This is a genomic window from Rhodobacter ferrooxidans (assembly GCF_000176015.1).
Classification (GTDB): domain Bacteria; phylum Pseudomonadota; class Alphaproteobacteria; order Rhodobacterales; family Rhodobacteraceae; genus Pseudorhodobacter_B; species Pseudorhodobacter_B ferrooxidans.
In genome coordinates, this window is record NZ_ACYY01000006.1 from 1 (window position 1) to 22,578 (window position 22,578).

A 22,578-nucleotide genomic window follows, 5' to 3' on the forward strand; every position below is an offset into this window, starting at 1 on the left:
GAACAGGCCGCAGCCAATGCCGATGCCGCCGAAGCCGCAGCCGCACAAGCTGCTGCCGATCAGGCCGCAGCCGACGCTGCCGCAGCCCAGGCTGCAGCCGCTGCCGCCGCTGCCGATACCGCTGTGGTGCCCGCAACCGACCCTGCCCTCGAACCGTTGCCGATCCTTGAAACCGCCGAAGGGGTCGAGCCTCCGACCGCCGAAGCGGTCTCCAATCTGACCGACATCCTGTCGGAAACCACCGCCACCGACGAAGCCCCGGTGGCCGCCGCCGCTGCGGCGATTGCCGCCGAGACCGTGGCCGAACCCGATGCCACGGTGATCGAGCTGACCCCCGAAACCACCCGCACCTCGGCGCAGGATTTCGTGGCCGCAGCCCCGGCAGCCCCTGCCGACGGGGGCGCAAAAGCCCGCCGCAAAGGTCTGACCGATCTGGAGAAATTCGGTCTGGTCGTGGTTGGCGCGCTGGTGGTCGGCGCCATTCTGAAGAACGGTGACAAGGTGGTTTCCAACACCGGCGACCGCGTGGTGGTGGAACGCGACGATGGCCGCTATGTGGTGCTGAAGGACGACGACACCCTGCTGCGCCGCCCCGGCGCCACCGTGCGCACCGAAAACTTTGACGACGGCTCCAGCCGCACCACCATAGAACGTGACGATGGCAGCCGGATCGTCACCATCCGTGACGCCTCGGGCCGGGTGCTGCGCCGCTCGCGCATCGACGCCGATGGCCGCGTGCTGCGGCTGATCGACGACATGGAACCGGTGGAACGCATCGACGTCGCCACGCTGCCGCAGCGCGATCCGGCCCGGCTGGTGATCAGCACGCAGGACGAGAATGCCGCCCTGCGTGCCGCGTTGCTGGCCTCGGAAAGCGATGATCTGGGTCGCCGCTTCAGCCTGCGCCAGATCCGCGAGATCCGCGAAGTGCGGGCGCTGGCACCGACGATCGACGTGGACAACATCACCTTCGACACCGGTTCCGCGGCGATCAAGGCGACCGAGGCGGCCAAGCTGGCGCGTCTGGGCCGGCTGGTGGCCAATCTGATCGCGGCCAACCCGTCCGAGATGTTCCTGGTGGAAGGCCATACCGATGCGGTGGGGTCGGGGTCGTCGAACCTGGCGCTGTCGGACCGGCGGGCCGAGTCGCTGGCGCTGGCGCTGACCGAATACTACGGCGTGCCGCCGGAGAACCTGGTGGTGCAGGGCTATGGCGAGACCGAGCTGCGCATCGACACGCTGGCCAACGAACCGGCCAACCGTCGTGCTGCAGTGCGGCTTATTTCGCCGCTGCTGGAGCGTCTGGCCGCCAACTGAGGCCAGATCGGCTGCGGCCCATCGCCGCGCCTTGACGTGCAGCTTTCGACCCGGCGCCGCAGAGAAACCCTCTGCGGCGCCGTTCCTTTGGCACCGCAGGCGCTGGTGCCGTGTCGGTTCACGCGGCATGATCGGTGCCATGACACACCGCGCTGACCCCGAGTCGATCCCCGAAACCGCCCTGGACTGGCACCGCGCCGGGCGGGGCGCGGTGTTGGCCACGGTGGTCGAGACCTGGGGCTCGGCACCGCGCCCGGCGGGCAGCCAGTTGGTGATCGCGGGCGACGGCGCGTTCATGGGCTCGGTCTCGGGCGGCTGCGTCGAAGGCGCTGTGGTGCTGGAGGCCGCTGCTGCGCTGACCGAAGGCCGCCCCCGGTTGCTGAGCTACGGCGTCAGCGACGGCGATGCCTTCGCAGTGGGGCTGGCCTGCGGCGGCCGCATCCGGGTGCTGCTGCAACCAGTCGGCGCGGCCCTGCCCGAGGCGGTGCTGGCCGCACTGGTGGCGGCGCGGACGGCGCGGCGTGGCGTGGCGCTGCTGAGCAACCTGACCAACGGCGCGGTGCGGCTTTGCGATGAAGCGGACGACCCGCTGGCCGCTGAAATCCGACAAGCCCTGCGCAGCGGTCACGCCACCCTGCACGGCGAGTGGTTCATCGCGCCGCATCTGCCGCCGCTGCGGCTGATCCTGATCGGTGCCAGCCACATCGCCCAGGCGCTGCTGCCGATGGCGCAAGCCTGCGGCCATGACGTGACCCTGATCGACCCGCGCGACGCCTTTGCCAGCCCCGAACGCTTTCCCGGCGCCCGCATCCTGCACGACTGGCCCGATACGGCGCTGGCCGGCCTCGGCCTTGATGCCCGCACGGCGGTGGTGACGCTGAGCCACGATGCCAAGCTGGACGATCCGGCCATTCTGGCGGCATTGGCCTCAGAAGCCTATTACATCGGATGCCTCGGCTCGACCCGCACCCATGCCAAGCGGCTGGAAAGACTGCAGATTACCGGAGTTTCCAAAGAAAGTCTGACCCGCATCCACGCCCCAGTGGGCCTGAAAATCGCCGCCGCCACTCCCGCCGAAATCGCGGTCTCGATCCTGGCGGAAATCATAAAAACGCATCGCCAGAGCCAAAAAGCTCTGACTTCTTTCTCATTCACCTCTGGAAAAATATCCCACAGGGGTCCGGGGGTGTGAAACCCCCGGCGCCTGCAACAATCCAGCCGTTACTTCGGCCCGATCATCATCACCATCTGGCGGCCTTCCAGCCGCGGCATCGATTCCACCTTGCCGGCCTCGCCGACATCGGCGGCCACCCGGTTCAGCAGCTCCAGCCCCAGCTCCTGGTGCGCCATCTCGCGACCTCGGAACCGCAGCGTCACCTTCACCTTGTCGCCCTCTTCGAGGAACTTCAGCACCGAGCGCATCTTCACGTCATAGTCATGCGTGTCGGTGCCGGGGCGGAACTTGATTTCCTTGGTCTCGATGATGTGCTGCTTCTTGCGGGCCTCGGCCTCACGCTTTTGCTGCTCATACTTGTATTTGCCAAAGTCCATGATCTTGCAGACCGGCGGTTCCGCGTTGGGCGAGATCTCGACCAGATCAAGCCCGGCCTCCAGCGCCATCGCCATTGCCGCGGCGGGGCTGACGATGCCCACGTTCTCGCCATCGGCGCCGATCAGGCGAATCTCGGCATTGCGGATGCGATCATTCACACGGGGGCCCGTTTCGCGTTGCGGCGGGGCGTTGTGGGGTCTGCGGGCTATGGTGGTGTTCCTTCGTGTCATGGACGGTCGGGCGGCAAAATAGACGCAGGTGCCCGGCACTTCAACCCAAATCGCCCGGGCGGTCCGGAATGTGCCGACAGGTCCCGATTGGCGGGGGGCTGCGTCACCGCAGCACGCCATTCTGCGCCGCCGCACTGCGGCACATGCTTTTCAAAGCGCGCGATTTATGTCATGCCGTTACGGTAGCCGGACCTTTCCGACGGTTTGAGGAGAACTGACATGGACAAGAACGTAATCTTCGGTGCCATCCTGATTCTGGTCGCTGGTGGCGGCTATTATCAGTTCAACTACCTGCCGGCCGAAAAGGCGCGGCTTGAGGCTGTTGCCGCCGCCGCCGCCGAAGCCGCAGCCGCTGCCGAAGCCAAGGCTGCGGAAGAAGCTGCCGCCGCTGCCGCCGCTGCCGAAGCGGAAGCCGCCGCCGCCGCTGCCGCCGCCGCGGGAACGGCACCTGCCGCCGAAGCCGCTGCCGAACCGGTGGTGCTGCCCGACGATCTGACCACGCTGCTCGACCCGGCGAATTTCAACGCCGCCAGCCTGAACGCGATGATCGACGCCTCGGCGCTGTCGGCCGGCAGCAAGCTGTCGCTGAAAGGTGCGGTTTCGGCCGCTGTTGCGAACCCGGCGATGATCAATATGGCGCTGGCCCAGATCAAGACCGCGATGGGCATGTAATTCCGGCACCCCGGAGCAAGACAAACGCCGCGCAGAGCGATCTGCGCGGCGTTTTGCTGTCCGGGTCGGCGGCTGTCAGATGCCGTCGCCGACGAAAGCCTTTTCCACCACATATTCCAGCGGCTCGGAATTGGCGCCCTCGCGCAGGCCGAATTTCTCCAGCACCGCCTTCACATCATGGTTGAACGCCAGGCTGCCGCAGATCATGGCGCGGTCTTCTTCGGGGTCCATCGGCGGCAGGTTCAGGTCGGCAAACACCTTGCCCGAGGTGATGTTGTCGGTGATCCGCCCCATATGGGCCGAAGGCTCGCGGGTGGTGGTGGGGTAATACAACAGCTTGCCCTCGACCATCTCGCCGATCAGCGGATCGTCCTTCAGGCTTTCCACCAACTGGCGACCGTATTCCAGTTCGGCCACCTCGCGGCAGGTGTGCATCATGATGACGGTGTCGTATTTCTCGTAGGTTTCCGGCTCGCGCATCAGGCTGGCAAAGGGGGCAAGTCCGGTGCCGGTGGCCAGGAACCAGATCCGCCGCCCGGGCAGCAACGCGTCATGCACCAGCGTGCCCACGGGTTTCGGGCGCAGGATGATCTGGTCGCCGACCTTGATGTGTTGCAGCTTCGAGGTCAGCGGGCCGTCCGGCACCTTGATCGAATAGAACTCCAGCTCCTCGTCCCAGGCCGGCGAGGCGATCGAATAGGCCCGCAGCAGGGGTTTGCCGTTGTCGCCCAGCAGCCCGATCATCACGAACTCGCCCGAACGGAAGCGCAGCGATTTCGGCCGCGTCACCCGGAACGAGAACAGCCGGTCGGTCCAGTGCTGCACGAAGGTGACGGTCTGGGCATCGGGCAGCAGCGGGGTGGCATGGGGATGATGAAGGGTCACGGGTGTTTGCTCGGCTTTGGGACACTGACGCCCTGATTACGTCAGCGACGCGCCGGGGGGAACCCCATTATTTCAACCCCGCAACAGCGACTGATAGTCGTTGGCCTGCCAGTCGGCGCGGGCCAGCCAGTCGGCTTCGGGCTGGCGGGCGGCCAGATCGTCGCTGATCTCCACCGCGTCAAAGCCCGTGCGCCGGGCCATGGCATATTGGTCGGCCAGCACATGACCCTGCGCGTGCAACTGGCCCAGGTAGCCCAGATGCCGCAACCGGCGGGCGATGGTGAAGCCGCGGCCATCGTGAAACGCCGGAAACGCCACCCGGATCAGCGTCAGGTCGTCCAGGATATCCGCCAGCGCATCCGGATCGTCGGTGTTGGCCAGATCAAGCGCGCCGCGGTGCCGGGCACGGTCGGCAAAGGCCACGGTGTCGGCGGGGGCGGGGGTGGAAAAGCCCTGATCGGTGACAAGGATGCTCATGCTGCGTCTTCCTGCGGGGCCGTGCCGCGCGTGGGCTTGCCGTTGATGTAATGGATGCCACATTCGGTTTTTGCCGCGCCGCGCCAACGGCCTGCACGCGGGTCTTCACCCGGTCTCACCGGGCTGGTGCAGACCGCGCAACCGATCGAGGGATAGCCCTTGGCCACCAGCGGATGCCGCGGCAGGCGGTTGTTGACGATGTAATCCTCCAGATCCTCGCGGCCCCAATGCGCCAGCGGGTTGACCTTGATGCGATGATCGCCCTCGGCCTCGAAGAACTCGACATCCGACCGCGTGGCGGCCTGATAGCGCTTGCGCCCGGTGATCCAGCCGTCGAATTTCGACAGCGCCCGCTCCAGCGGTTCGATCTTGCGCACGCCGCAGCAGGCATCGGTGTTGAACTGGTGCAGCGTGGCGTCGGGGTCCTCAAACGCCACCCGCGGTTGGGCGGCGCGGATGATGCGCACGTCGCACAGATGCAGCTGATCGGCCAGTTGCCGTTGATATTCAAGGGTTTCCGCGAACAGCATCCTTGTGTCGACAAAGATCACCGGGGTTTCCGGCGCAATCACCGACACCAGATGCAGCAGCACCACCGATTCCGCCCCGAACGACGACACCAGCGCCACCCGGCCCAGATCGGCATCTTTCAGCGCGTGTTCCAGCACCGCCGTGGCGGCGTGATGCTTGTAGCGGGCGTTCAGCGCCGCCACCCGCTCGGCGACGCTGCGCGGTGGCAGATCAAGCGGCATCCTGCTGGCCTTCCTCGCCGTAAAGGGCGGCCTTGAACGGCGCAAGGCCAAGGCGGTTATAGGCTTGCAGGAAGGTCTCCGCAGGCTCCAGCCGCAGGGCAAGATAGGTCCGCAGGATGCGTTCAATGGCCGGCACGATCTCGTCATAGGCAAAACCCGGACCGGCCTTTTCGCCGATGGCGGCGGTCTCAGTGGCATCGCCACCCAGCGTGATCTGGTAGTTTTCCACCCCCGCCCGGTCCAGCCCCAGGATGCCGATATGGCCGACATGGTGGTGGCCGCAGGCGTTGATGCAGCCCGAGATTTTCAGCTTCAACGGGCCGATGTCGTGCTCCAGCTTCAAGTCATTGAACCGCTGGGCGATTTCCTGCGCCACGGGGATCGAGCGGGCGGTGGCCAGCGCGCAGTAATCCATGCCGGGGCAGACGATCATGTCGGAAATCAGCCCGACATTGGCGGTGGCCAGACCCTGCTGCGAAAGCGCCGCATGCAGCGCCGGCAGGTCGGATTTGTGGACATGCGGCAGGATGACGTTCTGCTCGTGGCTGATGCGAATTTCCGAATGGCCATAGGCTTCCGCCAGATCGGCAATCAGGCGCATCTGGGCGCTGCTGGCATCGCCTGGCGTGGCGCCATGCGCCTTCAGGCTGATGGTGACGATGGCGTAATCCGTCTGCCGATGGGCAGCGAGGTTGGTATCGGCCCAGGCGCGGAACACCGGATCGGCGGTGTAGAAGGCGTCATAAGCCTCGGTGGGCGCGTTGCGGAAGGCGGGTGGGGCGAAGGCCGCCTCGATCTGCCCCAGCAGCACCTGATCATTGCCGGAAAACAGCGGCCGCAGTTCGGCAAAGCGCGCCTCGATCCGGCGGGTCAGCTCGGCGGCGCCCATCTCGAACAGGGTGATCTTGATCCGCGCCTTGTATTTGTTGTCGCGCCGCCCGGCCTCGTTATAGACGCTCAGCACCGCCTCGACGTAAGGCAAAAGGTCGGCCTTGGGCAGGAAGCCGCGCACCACGGTGCCCAGCATTGGGCTGCGGCCAAGGCCACCGCCGACGATCACCTCGAACCCCGGCGCACCGTTTTGCCGCACCATGCGCAAGCCGATGTCATGCGCGCGGGTCACGGCACGGTCATTGGGGCTGCCGGTGATGGCAATCTTGAACTTGCGCGGCAGGAACTGGAACTCCGGGTGGTCGGTGGACCATTGCCGCAGCAGTTCGGCCACCGGGCGCGGGTCTTCGATCTCGTCCGCGGCAGCGCCGGCGAAATGGTCGGCGGTGACGTTGCGCACGCAATTGCCCGAGGTCTGGATGGCGTGCATCTGCACATCGGCCAGCGCCGACAGGATGGCGGGCACATCGGGCAGTTTCGGCCAGTTGAACTGGATGTTCTGCCGGGTGGTGAAGTGGCCGTAGCCCTTGTCGTAGGTGTCGGCGATCCAGGCCAGTTGGCGCAACTGGGTCGGGTTCAACGTGCCGTAGGGGATTGCCACCCGCAGCATGTAGGCATGCAGTTGCAGATAGACGCCGTTCATCAGCCGAAGCGGGCGAAATTCGTCCTCGGTCAGCGCGCCCGAAAGGCGGCGTTGCACCTGTGCCGAAAACTGCGCCACCCGGGCACGCACGAAGGCGGCGTCGAAATCGGAATACTCATACATGGCGCAGGTCCACCTGCTTGCCGTGCGGGTAGTTTGACGGGCCGCGGGTGCGGAACGCCTCGCGGAAATGCGCGGGCTCGGGGCCGTTCGGGCCGCGACGGGCATCGGCCAGATAGGCGCCGACCACAAGCTGACGCTGCGATGCGCCGTGCAGCAGGCGCAACTGGGCATGCGCCTCGTCCTCGATCAGCTCGGCCTCGGCATGGCTGCGCGTCCAGCGGTTGTCGACGGTCAGATACACCACGTCACCCTCGATCAGCGCATTGCCGGTGACGACTTTCGGGGTGAAGCGGGACATGGGCGGGTTCCTTCGGCGGCGGTGGGATCGGGGGTTTGTTGGGATGATTATAGGATAATTTCCCGTTTCTGCGCCAGATGCCCTTGCGGAAAAGGAAATTCATTCCGATACTGGCGGGAATTGGAACAGGGTTCCGGGCAATGGGGGGATATGGCGAATGGCGGTCCGGCTGGACGAGATGGACAGGAAAATCCTTGCCGAGCTGCAGCAGGATGCCAGCCAGTCGCTGGACGAAATTGCCCGCAAGGTCGGCTCGTCGAAGACCCCGGTGTGGAACCGGGTGCGGCGGATGCGCGAGGCCGGGGTGATCCTGCGGCAGACCGCCCTGCTGGACCCCGAGGCGCTGGGGCTGGAGGCCTGTTTCTTCGTGCTGATCCGCACCAGCGAGCACGAGGCCGAGTGGCAGAGCAAGTTCCTGCAGGCGCTGCGCGAGCGCCCAGAGGTGATGGAGGCGCACCGGTTGGCGGGCGATATCGACTATATCCTGAAGGTGCGGGTGAAGAACGCGCGGGCCTATGACATCTTCTATCAGGCGCTGATTTCCGAGGTGCGGATCTACAACGTGACGGCGTTGTTGAGCATGGAAGAGATCAAATCGACGACGGTGATGCCGTTGTGAAGCAGGCCGGGGGCTCTGCCCCCGGACCCCGGGGATATTTGAAAACAGATGAAGGGGTTTAGATCGGAGAGACCATCAGCCGTTCGAGGCCGTGGAAGTGGTAGAGGTTGCCGTAGCGCGGTGGTTCGGTCAGGTGCAGGTGTGGCAGGCGCTGGAACAGGATCGGCAGGGCGATTTGCAGTTCCAGCCGCGCGAGGGGGGCGCCGACGCAGAAATGCAGGCCGGCGCCGAAGCTGAGGTTGGGTTTCTCGGGGCGGTTGGGGTTGAAGCGGGCCGGGGCGTCGAAGGCGCCGGGGTCGCGGTTGGCGGCGGCGAGCAGCAGGCCGATCTCGCTGCCTTTCGGGAAGCTGTGGCCCATGAATTCGACGTCATCATAGGCGTGGCGGGTGAAGAGATGCAGCGGCGGGTCGTGGCGCAGGATTTCTTCGACTGTGGCGGCGATCCTGTCGGGGGCGAGGGCTGTGGGCGGCGTGGCGGTTTGCAGCAGGGTTTTCACGCCATTGCCAAGGCTGTGGACAGTGGCCTCGTGTCCGGCGTTCAGCAGCAGGATGCAGGTGGTGATCAACTCGTCGGTGCTCAGGTGCTGGCCGGATTCTTCGGCGGCGATCAGGTGGGTGATCAGGTCATCGGCGGGGTGGGCGCGGCGTTCGGTGATGTAGGTGCGCAGGAAGGCCACGAAGCTTTCGGTGGCGGCGATGGCGCGGGTTTCGGCCGCAGGCGTGCGCCCGGCCATATACATGCCGACCATGGCGTTGGACCATTGCAAGAGGTCGTCCGCGCGGCTTTCCGGCACGCCCAGCAACCGGGCGATGATGATCACCGGCAGGCGCTGGCCGAAATGGGTCAGCAGGTCGAAGTCGCCCGCGGGGAAAGCGTCGATCAACTGATGCGACAGGGCGGTAATTTCCGGGGCAAGGGCGTTGATGCGGCGGGAGGTGAAGGCGCGCAAAACGAGGCTGCGCAGGCGGGTGTGGCGAGGTGGTTCCAGTTCCAGCATCGAATGGGCCTCGACCGCGTAGAACGGCGCAAGGTGGTCAGGGATGGGTTTGCGGCGGTCGGCGGGCACCTCGCGGCCCAGGCGGCGGTCGCGCAGCAGGGCGTTGACGGCGGCGTAGGAGGTGGCGCAGGGCAGGCCATACTCCTGCCAGTGAAAGAACGGGCCTGCCGCGCGGGCGCGGTCGTAGAACCGGTAGGGGTCTTGCACGAAATCGGGGTCTGTGGGGGATTGTTGCAGCGTTTTCATGCAGTTCTCCGTGGCAGCCGCAGCAGGCCCTGCGCGATCAGCACGCCCAGGCCGACGATGGCGGCCCCCAGCGCCTGCATCCAGTCCCACTTCCCGCCCATGCCGAACAGGATCAGCATCACATAGAACGGCGCTGCGTTGATGTGCAGGCTGGCCATGCCGATGCCAAGGCTGCCGACCGACAGGATCCACAGAAGCTGCGAGATTGCCATGCCGCCGATGGCGAACAGCGCCAGCGCCCCGGCCTCGCGCAGGCCGAACAGCGCCCAGTCGGTGACGGGCATGCCCAGCGATTGACCCAGCACGGCGGCCAGCGTGGTGCCGATGGCGGCGCCGGTCAGGGTGATGGCGGTGCGGCCCAGCGGCGTGAGGTCGGGGAAGCCCGTCACCGTCACCCGCGAGCCCAGGGTGAACACCACCAGCGAGCCGAACGCCGCCAGCGCCCCCAGCCCCAGATGCAGGCTGCCCATCGAACTGGCATAGGCCAGCAGGCCGCCGCCGAGGCTGAGCACCATGCCCAGCACCAGCGAGGGCGTCAGTTTGCGGCCATCCAGCGCCACCTCGATCGCCATGCCGATCACCGGCATGTTGGCGGAAATCACCGCCACCGTCACCGCATCGGTGGCCTTCTGCGCCACGATCAGCAGGAAGGCGCCCAGCCCGATCGAGGCGGCGCCAACGACGATGCCGCGGCCCCAGCGGGCGTCTCGCAGCGCGGGCCAGCCGTCCAGCGCCAGCCATAGCGGCAGCAGCACGGCGGCGGCAAGGCTCATGCGCAGGGCGGTCAGGGTCAGCGGCGGCAGGGCGGCGATCAGCACATCGGCGGCAGGCAGGCCCGCGGCCCAGACCACCATCGAGGCCATGCAGATCAGGTTGGCCTGCAAAAGACCAAGGCGGCGGTTCGGCATGGATCACCAAAGGGGCAGGGCGCCCGGTTGGGGCAGCCTGCGGGAAGGGGCGGGGGGCGTCTGGCCTGCGGGCGACGCTTTTTGCCGGTTCAGGCCGCCGAAAGCGCCGCGACGATGGCGCCGAAATCGGCAGCCTTCAGGCTGGCACCGCCGACCAGCGCGCCATCGACATTCGGCAGCCCGAAGATCTCGGCGGCATTCGACGGCTTCACCGAGCCGCCGTACAGCAGCCGCACACCGGCAGCATCAGCGCCGAAACGGTCGGTCAGCCGGGCGCGGAGGAAGGCGTGCACTTCGGCAATCTCGGCCAGGGTCGGGGTGCGGCCGGTGCCAATGGCCCAGACCGGCTCGTAGGCCACCACCAGCGTCGCCGCCGTGGCTTCGGGCACCGAACCGGCAAGCTGGCTGTCGATCACGTCGAGCGTGGTGCCGGCGTCGCGCTGGGCTTCGGTTTCACCGACGCAGACCACGGCCACCAGACCGGCGGCAAGGGCGGCCTCGGCCTTGGCGCGCACCTGCGCATCGGTCTCGCCGTGGTCGGCGCGGCGTTCGGAATGGCCGAGGATGACGTAAGCGGCGCCCGCATCCTTCAGCATCGCCGCCGAAATGTCGCCGGTATGCGCGCCCGAGGCCTTGGCGTGGCAATCCTGGCCACCAACCGCCAGCACGCTGCCCTTGGCGGCCCAGGCCATCTGCGCCAGCAAGGTGGCGGGCGGGCACAGCAGCATCTCGCATTTCGGCGCCGGGTGGGCGGCCAGCAGCGCCTGCACTTCGGCCAGCGACGCGGCGGTTCCGTTCATCTTCCAGTTGCCTGCGGCCAGCTTTTTCATCGTGTCCCTCCGGGTTTTCCCGGATGGATTACGCGATTGCGCAGCAGAAGGAAACCGCGATCACGCCGCGGGGTCGTCCTTGAACTTGATCGATTCGCCGCAACCGCAGGCCTCGGCCACGTTGGGGTTGCGAAACTTGAAACCGGCGTCCAGCAGCGAGGTCTGATAGTCGATCTCGGTGCCGATCAGGAACATCTGCGCCATCGGGGCGATCAGCACCCGCGCGCCGTCCTGTTCCACCAACGCGTCCAGCGGGTTGACCTCGGTCACATAGTCGAGCGTGTATTCCATGCCCGCACAGCCGCCCTTCTTGACGCCGATTCGCAGGCCCTGCGCGCCCTGCTTGGCCATCAGCCGGGCGATCTGCGTCGCCGCTTGCGGGGTCAGGGTGACAGCCTGTTTGCCGGGAATACCGAACATCGGGGGATCCTTTTGCTATGGCGCAAATGCAGGAATTTCAGCGGCTTGGGCCTACATGAAGCCCAGTTCCAGCTTGGCCTCGTCGGACATCATCTCCATCCCCCAGGGCGGGTCGAAGGTCATATCGACATTGACCGATTTCACCCCCGCCACCGGCTCGATGGCATCCATCACCCAGCCCGGCATCTCGCCGGCCACCGGGCAGCCGGGGGCGGTCAGGGTCATCGCGATCTCGACCTCGTTTTCGCCATTGATCTCAATGGTATAGATCAGGCCAAGGTCAAAGACGTTGACCGGAATTTCCGGGTCGAACACCGTGCGACAGGCCTCGACCACCGGCTCGTAAAGCGGGTGTTCGGTGCTGGACGGCTTGATCAGGGGCGTGCCCTCGATCCGGTCTTGCGGCTGGTTCATGGCTGTCTCGCGCGGTTAGTTGAGTAAATATATAGGGAATGTGCGGCAAAGGTAAAGTGCAGGATTTGCACTTTGCTAAAGCAGCCGCCGCGCCAGCCCGGTGCGCCGGATCGCCCAGGTCAGCAGCAGCGACCCGCCCACCGCGCAGGCATAGATCACCGGCCGCGGCAGTTCGGCGTAACGGAACAGCAGCGCCACGATCGCCACATGGATGAAATAGACGCCCGAGGCATAGTCGCCCAAGGTCCGGCCCTGTACCGTGCCCGGCCATTTCAGCGCGGCCAACATCAGCGCCGGGGCGGCAAGGCCCAGCGAGATCAGGTTGTCATGCGCCACGCCCTTCAGTGCGAACCGCGCCAGCAGCAGCGATTCCGCCAGCACCAGCGCCACGCCGATGGCGGCCCCGACCTGCAACCAGCCAAGGCTCAGGCGGTCGGCCACAGCCTCGCGGCGGATCAGGAAACCCGCCAGCATGAACGGCAGGCACAGCAGCAGCGGGTTGCGATGCGCCGACAGCGGGTCGGAAAAGATCGCGCCGTTGGGGTGGATCACGTCCCAGGCGATGCCATAGGTCACCACGATGCCGCCCAGAAAGGTCAGCGCCATCAGTCCAGTCAGCGCCCGGCTGGACCATCCGGCGATGCCCACCATCAGCGCCGCCGCCATCGCCATGCCCGCCAGATACCACAGGTGCCAGTAGCCGAACAGCAGGCTGCGCAGGTTCTGCCAGGCGGTATGGCCGGGCAGCATCTGCCAGTAGATCGGCAGGTAAAGCAGCATCCAAAGCGCATAAAGCTGGGTGGCGCGGCGCACATAAGCCCAGCCGCGGCCCTTGCTGACGGCGGCCTGCAGGAAATAGCCATTGAACAGCAAAAACACCGGCACGCCCAGCCGGAACAGCCCGTCGCCGGTCAGCAGGATCGCGGTGCGTCCCAGCGGCGCAAAGGGGTTGGCATGGATCCCCACCACCATGAAGGCCAGCGCCAGTTTCAGAACATCAATGGCACGACTGCGGTCCGCGCTGGGGGCGGCGCTGGGGGCTACGCTGGACATCGGATTGCGTCAATGGCTCAGAACGGAATCTCGTCATCCATGTCGTTGCGCCCGCCGCTGGCAGCACCACCGCCATAGCCGCCCGAGGCCGCACCGCCGCGTGCGGCGCCGCTGCTGGCCGCCGGGCCACCCTCGTAATCGCCATAGCCACCGCGTTCATCGCCCATGCCGCCACCGGCACCGCCTTCGGCCCGGCCACCCAGCAGGGTCAGTTCGCCGCGATAGGGCCGCAGCACGATTTCCGTGGTGTAGCGTTCGGCGCCCGACTGGTCCTGCCATTTGCGGGTTTCCAACTGGCCTTCGATATACACCGTCGAGCCCTTTTTCAGATATTGCTCGGCAATCTTGGCCAGCGGTTCGTTCAGGATCGACACCCGGTGCCATTCGGTGCGCTCCTTGCGCTCGCCCGAGGCCTTGTCGCGCCAGGTTTCGGAAGTGGCGATGTTCAGGTTCACCACCTTGCCGCCGTTCTGGAAACTGCGCACTTCCGGGTCACGCCCCAGATTGCCGATGATGATGACCTTGTTGACAGAACCCGCCATGGCACTCTCCCGATTCTCGTTGCGGGCAGCCTCGCCCGTTTTGGTTAATAATGCCTTTAGCGCGATCTGGACCAGACGCCAAGGCCGCGGTTTCCGGCAGTTTGCCCAAAGCGGCGGGCCGGGACAGCCTTTGGCACTGGCAAAACCGCGAAAAATCCCTATAGTCTGCGGCGAACAAGCACGGGATTGCGCATGCGTCGGGTCGGGGTGGTGGTGGTGGCGCTGGGGCTGACAGCCTCGGGGGCGGCGGCGGAAGGGTTGAACCTTTCCGGCTCGTCGATGTCGCGCGCCTCGATCTTCCGGTCGCAGGCGCGGCTGTTGGACACGCGGTTGGCCAAGCAATACGAACTGTCGGCGCGCCTGAAGCCCAAGCGCGAGGTCGCGGACGAGGATGTGCCCGCCTATCGCGGCAATTATCGGGGTGTCTATCTTGCCTCTGCCAAGGCCGTCGCCGCCAAGCATGGCGTTCCCGAAGACCTGTTCCTGCGGCTGGTGCAGCAGGAATCCGGCTGGAACCCCGGGGCGGTTTCCACCGCAGGGGCGACCGGGCTTGCGCAACTGATGCCGGGCACCGCCAGTCTGCTGGGGGTGGATATCAATGACCCGCAGCAGAACCTGGAAGGCGGGGCGCGCTATCTCAAGATGATGTATGACAAGTTCGGCACCTGGAAGCTGGCGCTGGCGGCCTATAACGCCGGGCCGCAGGCGGTGGAGGCGCACGACGGCGTGCCGCCCTATGCCGAGACCACCAATTACGTCAGCAGCATCCTGGGCGGCTGATCACTCCAGCCCGCCCGCCGCATTGATCCTTGTATTGCCGCCCAGATAGGGGTGCAGCACGGCCGGAAGATCGACGGAACCATCCTCTTGCTGGCCGTTCTCCAGCACCGCGATCAGGCAGCGCCCGACCGCAAGGCCCGAGCCGTTCAGGGTATGCACAAACTCGGGCTTGCCACCCTGTGCGCGGAAGCGGGCGTTCATCCGGCGGGCCTGAAAATCGCCACAGATGGAAACCGAGCTGATCTCGCGGTAGGTGTTCTGCCCGGGCAACCAGACCTCCAGATCATGGGTTTTCTGGCTGCCAAAGCCCATGTCGCCGGTGCAGAGCACGATGGTGCGGTAGGGCAGGCCCAGCTTTTCCAGGATCGCCTCGGCGCAGCGGGTCATGCGGTCGTGTTCGGCCAGCGATGCCTCGGGGGTGGTGATGCTGACCATCTCGACCTTCTCGAACTGGTGCTGACGCAGCATCCCCGAGGTGTCCTTGCCCGCCGAACCGGCCTCGGAGCGGAAGCATTGGGTCAGCGCGCACATGCGGATCGGCAGTTGCGCGTCATCCAGAATCTCGCCCGCCACGGTGTTGGTCAGGGTCACCTCGGCGGTGGGGATCAGCCACCAGCCATTGGTGGTCTGATAGCTGTCCTCGGCGAATTTCGGCAGGTTGCCGGTGCCGAACATCGCCTCGTCCTTGACCAGAACCGGGGTCCAGGTCTCGGTCAGCCCGTGTTCGTTGATGTGGGTGTCCAGCATGAACTGCCCCAGCGCCCGATGCACCCGCAGCACGGCGCCGCGCAGCAGGACGAAGCGGGCGCCCGACAGTTTGGCGGCGGCGGCGAAATCCATGCCGGGCTGCACGGCCTTGATTTCAAAGTGTTCTTTCGGGGTAAACGACAGATTGCGCGGGCTGCCCCAGCGGCGGACCTCGACGTTGTCGGCCTCGTCGCGGCCATCGGGCACTTCGGCCAGCGGCAGGTTGGGGATGCCGGCCAGCAGGTCGCGCAAGCGCAGGTCTTCGGCGTTGGCGGTGGTGGTCATCGCGGCAATCTCGGCCTTCTTCTCGGCCACCAGCGCGCGCAGCCGTTCGAACTCGGCGTCGTTGCCCGCAGCCTTGGCGGCCCCCACGGCCTTGGAAGCGGTATTCTGCGCCGCCTGCGCCGATTCCGCGGCCTGAATGGCGCTGCGGCGGGCCTCGTCATGCGCCAATATCTCGGGCGACAGCGGGGCGATGCCGCGCCGGGCCAAGCTTGCGTCGAAGGCAGCGGGATTTTCGCGGATGGCGCGGATGTCGTGCATGGGATCACCTGAGGTTTGCCCGCCTGCTATGCCCGATTGTGGCGCCGGGGTGAACCCGGAATCTTGGCGAAGCGACGGGGTGGCGGGCTGCATCACGGCTGCGGGATGCGGCAGTAGCCCGCCTTGTCATCACCGGCCCTCGCGGATAGGGTGCGCCATCAAATTCCGGGGAAACCCCGCCAACCGATGAGGACCGCCGATGTTCGTGACCCCCGCCTTTGCCCAGGCCGCCGATGCCGGTGCCGGAGGCGCTGCCAGCGCCCTGACCAGCTTCGTGCCGCTGATCCTGATCTTTGCCATCATGTATTTCCTGCTGATCCGGCCGCAGCAGAAAAAGCTGAAAGAGCACAATGCCATGGTCGAGGCGCTGCGGCGTGGCGATCAGGTGCTGACGCAAGGCGGCATCATCGGCAAGGTCACCAAGGTGCATGACGACGGCATCCTCGAGGTGGAAATTGCCGAAGGCGTGAAGGTGCGGGTGCCGCGCTCGACCATCGCGCAGGTGATGTCGAAAACCGAACCCGCCGCCACCGCCTGACGCGCCCTTGCTGCCCGCCTGCGGGCCTGATTCCGGATCGCCATAATGTTGCACACACCGCTGTGGAAGCGTCTGATCATCTGGGGCATCTGCGTCCTGGGGATGTTCTATGCGCTGCCGAACCTGTTCTACACCCGGGTCGAGACCCACAATGACGCCGCCAAGATGGTCGAGGCGGCAGGCGGTGTGGCCACGCCCGAACAGGAAGCGGCGCTGGCGCAGTGGCCGGGGTTCCTGCCCTCGGGGCTGGTGAACCTGGGGCTGGACCTGCGCGGCGGCGCGCATCTGCTGGCCGAGGTCAAGGTGGCCGACGTTTACAAATCGCGGATCGACGCGATGTGGCCCGACGTGCGCGACGCGCTGCGCGAGGTGCGCGATCAGGTCGGCAACGTGCGTAGGCAGCCTTCGGTGCCGGGCGTGCTGCGGGTCTCGGTCGAGAAGCCCGAGGCGATTGCCGAGGCGGTGAAGGCGGTCAAGGCGCTGGCCCGCCCGGTGGTCAGCCTGACCGGCATCGGCTCGAATGACATCGAGGTGACCGCCGAGGGCGACGCCGTGGTGGTGCAACTGTCCGAGGCCGAACGGGTGGCCACCGACAGCCGCACCATCCAGCAAAGCCTTGAAATCATTCGCCGCCGGGTCGATGAGGTCGGCACCCGCGAACCGACGATCCAGCGGCAGGGCACCGACCGCATCCTGATCCAGGTGCCGGGCATCGGCTCGGCGGCCGAGTTGAAGGCGCTGATCGGCACCACCGCCAAGCTGACCTTCCATCCGGTGGTGTCCTCTACCACCGATGCCGCCGCCAACCCCGGCCCGCGCAACCTGCTGCTGCCGTCGATGGACGAGAAGGGGCTTTTCTACATCGTCGAGGAAACCCCGGTGGTCACCGGCGAGGAACTGGTCGATGCCCAGCCCGATTTCGACCAGAACAGCCGGCCTGCGGTGAAATTCCGCTTCAACCCCACCGGCGCGCGGGCCTTTGGCGACTATACCGCCAACAACATCGGCTCGCCCTTTGCCATCGTGCTGGACGACGAGGTGATCTCGGCCCCGGTGATCCAGAGCCATATTCCCGGCGGCTCGGGCATCATCACCGGCAATTTCAGCATCGAGGAATCGACCAAGCTGGCCGTGCTGCTGCGCGCCGGCGCCCTGCCGGCCGAGATGACATTCCTTGAAGAACGCACCATCGGCCCGGAACTGGGGCAGGACAGCATCGACGCGGGCAAGGTGGCGGCACTGGTCGCCATGGTGGCGGTGGTGCTGTTCATGTGGGCCAGCTACGGGCTGTTCGGCGTCTTTGCCAACGTAGCACTGGCCATCAACATGGCGCTGATCTTCGGCGCGCTGTCGATGGTGGGCGGCACGCTGACGCTGCCCGGTATCGCCGGTATCGTGCTGACCATCGGTATGGCGGTTGATGCCAACGTGCTGGTGTTCGAACGCATCCGCGAGGAATTGCGCGGGCTGAAGAACCCGGCGCGCGCCATCGAGATCGGCTACGAGCGGGCGCTGTCGGCCATTATCGACGCCAACTTCACCACCTTCATCACCGCTGTCGTGCTGTTCATGGTGGGGGCCGGGCCGGTGCGCGGCTTTGCCATCACGCTGGGCATCGGCATCATCACGTCGGTGTTCACCGCGGTCTTCGTGACCCGTGCCATCATCGAGATCTGGTTCGCCATGCGGCGGCCCAAGACCATTGTCGTGTAAGGGAGCAAAACCATGCGTCTGAGACTTGCACCCGAACATACCAACTTCGACTTCTTCAAGCACGCCTACCTGACCTTTGGCGGCTCGGCGGTGCTGACCGTTCTGGCGCTGGTCGCCTGGGCGGTGATGGGGCTGAACTTCGGCATCGACTTCAAGGGCGGCACCACGATCCGCACCGAAAGCACCATGGCGGTGGATATCGGCGCCTATCGCGATGCACTGGCCGGGCAGGATCTGGGCGACGTGTCGATCACCGAAGTGTTCGACCCGACCTTCCGCGAGGATCAGCATGTGGCGATGATCCGCATCGCGCCGCTGGAGGGTTACGAGGCGGTGACGCCGGAAGTGATCAACACCGTCGAGGCGGCGCTGAACGCGCATGACCCGGCGATGACCTTTCCGTCGGTGGAATCGGTGGGCGCCAAGGTCTCGGGCGAGCTGATCTGGAGCGCCATTCTGGCGATGGTGGCGGCGACGGGCTGCATTCTGGTCTATATCTGGCTGCGCTTCGAATGGCAGTATGCGGTGGGGGCGGTGGCGGCGCTGGTGCATGACATCTTCATCACCATCGGCGTGTTCGCGGCCTTCCAGATCAAGTTCGACCTGACCATCATCGCGGCGCTGCTGACGATTCTGGGCTATTCGATCAACGACACCGTGGTGGTGTTCGACCGGCTGCGGGAAAACCTGCAGAAATACAAGACCACGCCGCTGCGCGATGTGATGAACATCTCGGTCAACCAGACGCTGAGCCGGACGCTGATGACCTCGTTCACCACGCTGCTCGCGCTGATCGCCATGCTGATCTTCGGCGGCGACGTGATCCGCGGCTTCACCTTTGCCATCTTCTTCGGGGTGATTCTGGGCACCTATTCCTCGGTGTTCGTGGCCAAGAACATCGTGCTGTTCCTGGGGCTGGACCGCAGCGAAAAGCCGAAAGACGATGGCTCGATGCCGTCGCAGGCCAAAGCCTGAGGCGATGCTGATCTCGGAGGTCAGTTTCAACGAGGCAAGGCCGATCGACAGCTATGGGCCGGGGTTCTTTCGCATCGACGGCAAGGTGCTGCGTGGCCCGGTGCTGGTGACGCCCTGGGGGGCGGCGCTGTGGGCGGGGCCGGAAGATGCCGCCCCGGTACTGGCGCTACTGGGGCGGATTGATGTGCTGTTTCTGGGCATGGGGGCCGAGATCGCCCATGCTCCGGCGGGCTTTCGCGCGACGCTGGAGGAGGCCGGGATCGGCGTCGAGGTGATGAACTCGCCCGCCGCCTGCCGCACCTACAACGTGCTGATTTCCGAAGGCCGGCGGGTGGCCGCGGCGCTGCTTCCGGTTTAGAGCCGTCAAAAGTTTTCAGGAAAACTTTTTGCAAAATTCTTGCAAGAATTTTGCGGCGCTGGCGGCGGGCGCCGCGGCAGGACGTCCTGCGGCCAGCCCTTTCCCGCAAGGACGCAATGCGTTAGGCGTTGTGCAATGGAACTGCGAGTGACCAATCTGGCCTGTGCGCGCGGCGGTCTGACCGTGCTGGAGGGGGTGAGTTTCACCCTGCGGCCGGGCCATGCGCTGGTGCTGCGCGGCCCCAACGGCATCGGCAAGACCACGGCGCTGCGCACGCTTTGCGGATTGCAACCGGCGCTGGCGGGCGAGGTGTCGGTGCCGCCCGAATCCATGGCCTATGCCGCGCATGCCGATGGTTTGAAAGCCACGTTGACCGTCACCGAAAATCTGGCGTTCTGGGCTGCGGTCTATGGCACCGATCTGGTGGAAGATGCGCTGCAGCGGATGAACCTTGACGCCCTGCGCGACCGGATGGCGGCCAATCTGTCCGCCGGGCAGAAGCGGCGGCTTGGCCTTGCGCGGCTTCTGGTCACCGGGCGGCCGATCTGGGTTCTGGACGAGCCGACCGTCAGCCTTGATGCCGCCTCGGTGGCGCTGTTTGCCGGGGTGATCCGGGCGCATCTGGCGGCGGGCGGCATGGCGCTGATTGCCACCCATATCGACCTTGGGCTGGACGAGGCGGAAATCCTCGACCTCGGCCCCTTCAAGGCCCGCAGCCCGCGCGACGGTGGCCCGGCCTCGGCGTTTGACGAGGCCTTCACATGATCGCGCTGTTGATCCGCGATCTGCGGCTGGCGATGCGGGCGGGCGGCGGCTTTGGCCTTGGGCTGGCGTTTTTCCTGCTGGTGGCGGTGCTGGTGCCTTTGGGCGTCGGGCCGGAGGGCAGCACTTTGGCGAAAATCGCGCCGGGCATCCTATGGGTCGGCGCGCTGCTGGCCTGCCTTCTGTCGCTGGACCGGATTTTCGCGCTGGATTTCGAGGATGGCTCGCTGGACCTTCTGGCCACGGCGCCGATGCCGCTGGAGGGGGTGGTGGCGGTAAAGGCCTTTGCGCATTGGCTGGTGACCGGGCTACCGCTGACGCTGGTCGCGCCGGTGCTGGGGCTTTTGCTGAACTTGCCGGGGGCGGGCTATGGCTGGCTGGTGGCCTCCTTGGCCTTGGGCACCCCGGCGCTGTCGGTGATCGGCGCGTTCGGTGCGGCGCTGACCGTGGGGCTGAAGCGCGGCGGGCTGCTGCTCAGCCTGCTGGTGCTGCCGCTTTATGTGCCGACGCTGATTTTCGGCGCCGAAGTGGTCAAGCGCGGTGCCGAGGGGCAGGCGGTATCGACGCCGCTGCTGCTGCTGGCCGGGATCACGGCGGGGGCGGCGGCGCTGTTGCCCTTTGCCTCTGCGGCGGCGATCCGGGTCAATTTAAGGTGAAGGCCCGGCTTCGGTGCGCCTCTGGCTTCGGAGAGGCTACGGCGTTAATTGGTTGAGCCAAGGCAAGGAAGGACGTAAGTCAGGCATATGTCGATCTGGGAATACGCCAATCCGAAGAAGTTCATGCAGACCTCGGCCTGGGCCTTGCCCTGGTTTACCGGGCTGGCGGTGCTGTCGATGCTGGTGGGCCTGATCTGGGGGTTCTTCTTCACCCCGGATGACTACAAGCAGGGCTCGACCGTCAAGATCATCTTCCTGCATGTGCCTGCCGCAATGCTGGCGATCAACGCCTGGCTGATGATGCTGGTGACCTCGCTGATCTGGCTGATCCGCAGGCACCATGTATCGGCGCTGGCGGCCAAGGCGGCGGCACCGATCGGGCTGACCTTCACGCTGATTGCGCTGGTGACCGGGGCGATCTGGGGCCAGCCGATGTGGGGCACCTGGTGGGCCTGGGATCCGCGGCTGACCTCGTTCCTGATCCTGTTCCTGTTCTATCTGGGCTATATCGCGCTGTGGCAAGCCATTGATAATCCTGACACTGCCGCCGACCTGACCTCGGTGCTGTGCATCGTGGGGTCGGTGTTTGCGGTGCTGTCGCGCTATGCGGTGAACTTCTGGAATCAGGGGCTGCATCAGGGGGCCAGCCTGTCGCTGGACAAGGAAGAACACGTGTCCGACGTCTTTTACTTCCCGTTGCTGGTGTGCATCGGCGGCTTCATCGCGCTGTTCGTGGCGCTGGTGCTGCTGCGCACCCGCACCGAGATCCGCTCGCGGCGCTTGCAGGCGCTGCTGACGCGCGAAAGGGGCACCGCATGATGCCCGATCTGGGAAAATACGCAGGACCGGTGCTGGGGGCCTATGCGGCGTCGATCGTGCTGATCCTGTTGTTGGTGGGCATCAGCCTTTGGCGGGGTTCCCGGATGCGGCGCGCGTTGGAAGAGGCCGAAGCACGACAGGGGCAGGACCATGGCTAAAGCATTGATGTTCATACCACCCGTGCTGTTCGCCGGGCTGGCGGCGGTGTTCTACATCGGCATGTCGCAGGATGACCGCAACAGCCTGCCGTCGATGCTGGTGCAGAAACCGGCACCCGCGTTGCAGGTGACCGCTTTGGGCGACATGGCAGGGTTCACCGACGAAACCCTGCGCCAGCCCGGGGTCAAGCTGGTGAATTTCTGGGCCAGCTGGTGTGCTGCCTGCCGCGACGAGCATCCGGTGCTGATGGCGCTGCAGGCCGAGGGCATCCCGATCTACGGCGTGGCCTACAAGGACAAGCCGGAGGCCGCGCTGGGTCTGCTGGCGCAGAATGGCAACCCCTATGATGCGCAGGTCGCTGATCCGCAGGGCCGCACCGGGCTGGATTTCGGGGTTTACGGCGTGCCGGAAACCTTCGTGATCGACGGCAGCGGCAAGATACTGGCGCGCATCGCCGGGCCGATCAGCGACCAGAACCTGACCGATGTGATCCGCCCGGCGCTGGCGGCCGAACCGGCGACAGCCTCCAACTGATCCTTCATCTGTTTGCAAATATCCCCGCCGGAGGCACCTGCCTTTGGGGCGGCACCGCTGTTGCAAGGCTTTCCAGTCCGCGCTGGATCGGAAATGCTGCGGCGCAGGGAATCACTGTCGGTCGC

At 65.9% G+C, this 22,578-nt stretch carries 28 protein-coding genes; 14 read left to right on the top strand and 14 right to left on the bottom strand.

What is annotated here, in order from left to right:
• On the top strand, positions 1-1,317 hold a 1,317-nt coding region (locus RSW2DRAFT_RS05805; protein WP_008028993.1), incomplete at its 5' end, for an OmpA family protein.
• 139 nt (positions 1,318-1,456) lie between these two features.
• On the top strand, positions 1,457-2,509 hold the full coding sequence (locus RSW2DRAFT_RS05810; protein ID WP_156790653.1) for an XdhC family protein: 1,053 nt from the start codon (positions 1,457-1,459) through the stop codon (positions 2,507-2,509).
• A gap of 29 nt (positions 2,510-2,538) precedes the next feature.
• Here RSW2DRAFT_RS05810 and infC read toward each other — a convergent pair whose 3' ends face one another.
• Positions 2,539-3,027: a translation initiation factor IF-3 gene (gene infC / locus RSW2DRAFT_RS05815; protein WP_232209655.1), complete on the bottom strand. Its 489-nt coding sequence runs from the start codon at positions 3,025-3,027 to the stop codon at positions 2,539-2,541.
• A 291-nt stretch (positions 3,028-3,318) separates the two neighbouring features.
• On the opposite strand from infC, the gene RSW2DRAFT_RS17135 reads away from it, so the two are divergent.
• Positions 3,319-3,771 carry a hypothetical protein gene (locus RSW2DRAFT_RS17135; RefSeq protein ID WP_008028997.1) on the top strand — a complete coding sequence of 151 codons (453 nt, stop codon included), beginning with the start codon at positions 3,319-3,321 and terminating at the stop codon, positions 3,769-3,771.
• A gap of 75 nt (positions 3,772-3,846) precedes the next feature.
• On the opposite strand, the gene RSW2DRAFT_RS05825 is transcribed toward RSW2DRAFT_RS17135, so the two are convergent.
• The 5 genes from RSW2DRAFT_RS05825 to RSW2DRAFT_RS05845 all read right to left on the bottom strand — a co-directional run bounded on the left by RSW2DRAFT_RS05825 (position 3,847) and on the right by RSW2DRAFT_RS05845 (position 7,840).
• A complete protein-coding gene (locus RSW2DRAFT_RS05825; protein ID WP_008028999.1) occupies positions 3,847-4,656 on the bottom strand; it encodes a ferredoxin--NADP reductase in 810 nt (269 codons plus the stop codon).
• Positions 4,657-4,728: 72 nt separating this feature from the next.
• Positions 4,729-5,133 (bottom strand): DUF934 domain-containing protein, encoded by a 405-nt coding sequence (locus tag RSW2DRAFT_RS05830; protein WP_008029000.1) that lies wholly within the window; start codon positions 5,131-5,133, stop codon positions 4,729-4,731.
• The gene (locus RSW2DRAFT_RS05835; protein WP_008029002.1) at positions 5,130-5,885 is read right to left on the bottom strand and encodes a phosphoadenylyl-sulfate reductase; all 756 of its coding nucleotides are present in this window, start codon (positions 5,883-5,885) and stop codon (positions 5,130-5,132) included. Before RSW2DRAFT_RS05835 ends, RSW2DRAFT_RS05830 begins: the two co-directional genes overlap by 4 nt.
• Positions 5,875-7,542 carry a nitrite/sulfite reductase gene (locus RSW2DRAFT_RS05840; protein ID WP_008029004.1) on the bottom strand — a complete coding sequence of 556 codons (1,668 nt, stop codon included), beginning with the start codon at positions 7,540-7,542 and terminating at the stop codon, positions 5,875-5,877. Before RSW2DRAFT_RS05840 ends, RSW2DRAFT_RS05835 begins: the two co-directional genes overlap by 11 nt.
• Entirely contained in the window at positions 7,535-7,840 is a 306-nt protein-coding gene (locus RSW2DRAFT_RS05845) for a DUF2849 domain-containing protein (protein WP_008029006.1), read from the bottom strand. The genes RSW2DRAFT_RS05840 and RSW2DRAFT_RS05845 overlap by 8 nt, the downstream gene beginning before the upstream one ends.
• Positions 7,841-7,997: 157 nt before the next feature.
• On the opposite strand from RSW2DRAFT_RS05845, the gene RSW2DRAFT_RS05850 reads away from it, so the two are divergent.
• On the top strand, positions 7,998-8,459 hold the full coding sequence (locus RSW2DRAFT_RS05850; RefSeq protein WP_008029008.1) for an Lrp/AsnC family transcriptional regulator: 462 nt from the start codon (positions 7,998-8,000) through the stop codon (positions 8,457-8,459).
• Positions 8,460-8,517: 58 nt separating this feature from the next.
• Here RSW2DRAFT_RS05850 and RSW2DRAFT_RS05855 read toward each other — a convergent pair whose 3' ends face one another.
• The 7 genes from RSW2DRAFT_RS05855 to ssb form a co-directional block, all read right to left on the bottom strand.
• A complete protein-coding gene (locus RSW2DRAFT_RS05855) occupies positions 8,518-9,702 on the bottom strand; it encodes a cytochrome P450 (protein ID WP_008029010.1) in 1,185 nt (394 codons plus the stop codon).
• Positions 9,699-10,610: a DMT family transporter gene (locus tag RSW2DRAFT_RS05860; protein WP_008029011.1), complete on the bottom strand. Its 912-nt coding sequence runs from the start codon at positions 10,608-10,610 to the stop codon at positions 9,699-9,701. The genes RSW2DRAFT_RS05855 and RSW2DRAFT_RS05860 overlap by 4 nt, the downstream gene beginning before the upstream one ends.
• An 89-nt stretch (positions 10,611-10,699) precedes the next feature.
• On the bottom strand, positions 10,700-11,440 hold the full coding sequence (gene tpiA / locus RSW2DRAFT_RS05865) for a triose-phosphate isomerase (protein ID WP_008029013.1): 741 nt from the start codon (positions 11,438-11,440) through the stop codon (positions 10,700-10,702).
• 60 nt (positions 11,441-11,500) lie between these two features.
• Positions 11,501-11,860, bottom strand: coding sequence for a HesB/IscA family protein (locus RSW2DRAFT_RS05870; RefSeq protein WP_008029015.1), 360 nt, complete (start codon positions 11,858-11,860; stop codon positions 11,501-11,503).
• 51 nt (positions 11,861-11,911) lie between these two features.
• Positions 11,912-12,274 carry an SUF system Fe-S cluster assembly protein gene (locus RSW2DRAFT_RS05875; RefSeq protein ID WP_008029018.1) on the bottom strand — a complete coding sequence of 121 codons (363 nt, stop codon included), beginning with the start codon at positions 12,272-12,274 and terminating at the stop codon, positions 11,912-11,914.
• Between the two features lie 75 nt (positions 12,275-12,349).
• Positions 12,350-13,327, bottom strand: coding sequence for an acyltransferase family protein (locus RSW2DRAFT_RS05880; RefSeq protein WP_008029019.1), 978 nt, complete (start codon positions 13,325-13,327; stop codon positions 12,350-12,352).
• A 17-nt stretch (positions 13,328-13,344) separates the two neighbouring features.
• Positions 13,345-13,869 carry a single-stranded DNA-binding protein gene (gene ssb, locus RSW2DRAFT_RS05885; RefSeq protein WP_008029020.1) on the bottom strand — a complete coding sequence of 175 codons (525 nt, stop codon included), beginning with the start codon at positions 13,867-13,869 and terminating at the stop codon, positions 13,345-13,347.
• Between the two features lie 192 nt (positions 13,870-14,061).
• Between ssb and RSW2DRAFT_RS05890 the strand changes: the two genes are divergently transcribed.
• The gene (locus RSW2DRAFT_RS05890) at positions 14,062-14,649 is read left to right on the top strand and encodes a lytic transglycosylase domain-containing protein (protein WP_008029021.1); all 588 of its coding nucleotides are present in this window, start codon (positions 14,062-14,064) and stop codon (positions 14,647-14,649) included.
• Here RSW2DRAFT_RS05890 and serS read toward each other — a convergent pair whose 3' ends face one another.
• On the bottom strand, positions 14,650-15,939 hold the full coding sequence (gene serS / locus RSW2DRAFT_RS05895; RefSeq protein ID WP_008029022.1) for a serine--tRNA ligase: 1,290 nt from the start codon (positions 15,937-15,939) through the stop codon (positions 14,650-14,652).
• A gap of 199 nt (positions 15,940-16,138) precedes the next feature.
• On the opposite strand from serS, the gene yajC reads away from it, so the two are divergent.
• The 9 genes from yajC (at position 16,139) to RSW2DRAFT_RS05940 (ending at position 22,453) form a co-directional block, all read left to right on the top strand.
• A complete protein-coding gene (yajC, locus tag RSW2DRAFT_RS05900; RefSeq protein ID WP_008029023.1) occupies positions 16,139-16,477 on the top strand; it encodes a preprotein translocase subunit YajC in 339 nt (112 codons plus the stop codon).
• A 45-nt stretch (positions 16,478-16,522) separates the two neighbouring features.
• The gene (gene secD / locus RSW2DRAFT_RS05905; RefSeq protein WP_008029024.1) at positions 16,523-18,190 is read left to right on the top strand and encodes a protein translocase subunit SecD; all 1,668 of its coding nucleotides are present in this window, start codon (positions 16,523-16,525) and stop codon (positions 18,188-18,190) included.
• A 12-nt stretch (positions 18,191-18,202) separates the two neighbouring features.
• Positions 18,203-19,165 (top strand): protein translocase subunit SecF, encoded by a 963-nt coding sequence (gene secF / locus RSW2DRAFT_RS05910; RefSeq protein WP_008029025.1) that lies wholly within the window; start codon positions 18,203-18,205, stop codon positions 19,163-19,165.
• Positions 19,166-19,169: 4 nt separating this feature from the next.
• Positions 19,170-19,523 (top strand): Mth938-like domain-containing protein, encoded by a 354-nt coding sequence (locus tag RSW2DRAFT_RS05915; RefSeq protein ID WP_008029026.1) that lies wholly within the window; start codon positions 19,170-19,172, stop codon positions 19,521-19,523.
• A 135-nt stretch (positions 19,524-19,658) separates the two neighbouring features.
• On the top strand, positions 19,659-20,288 hold the full coding sequence (gene ccmA, locus RSW2DRAFT_RS05920; protein ID WP_008029027.1) for a heme ABC exporter ATP-binding protein CcmA: 630 nt from the start codon (positions 19,659-19,661) through the stop codon (positions 20,286-20,288).
• Positions 20,285-20,941: a heme exporter protein CcmB gene (gene ccmB / locus RSW2DRAFT_RS05925; protein ID WP_008029028.1), complete on the top strand. Its 657-nt coding sequence runs from the start codon at positions 20,285-20,287 to the stop codon at positions 20,939-20,941. The genes ccmA and ccmB overlap by 4 nt, the downstream gene beginning before the upstream one ends.
• Before the next feature lie 87 nt (positions 20,942-21,028).
• On the top strand, positions 21,029-21,760 hold the full coding sequence (locus tag RSW2DRAFT_RS05930) for a heme ABC transporter permease (protein ID WP_008029030.1): 732 nt from the start codon (positions 21,029-21,031) through the stop codon (positions 21,758-21,760).
• The gene (gene ccmD / locus RSW2DRAFT_RS05935) at positions 21,757-21,918 is read left to right on the top strand and encodes a heme exporter protein CcmD (protein WP_008029031.1); all 162 of its coding nucleotides are present in this window, start codon (positions 21,757-21,759) and stop codon (positions 21,916-21,918) included. Before RSW2DRAFT_RS05930 ends, ccmD begins: the two co-directional genes overlap by 4 nt.
• On the top strand, positions 21,911-22,453 hold the full coding sequence (locus tag RSW2DRAFT_RS05940) for a DsbE family thiol:disulfide interchange protein (protein ID WP_008029034.1): 543 nt from the start codon (positions 21,911-21,913) through the stop codon (positions 22,451-22,453). The genes ccmD and RSW2DRAFT_RS05940 overlap by 8 nt, the downstream gene beginning before the upstream one ends.
• Positions 22,454-22,578: the final 125 nt, after the last annotated feature.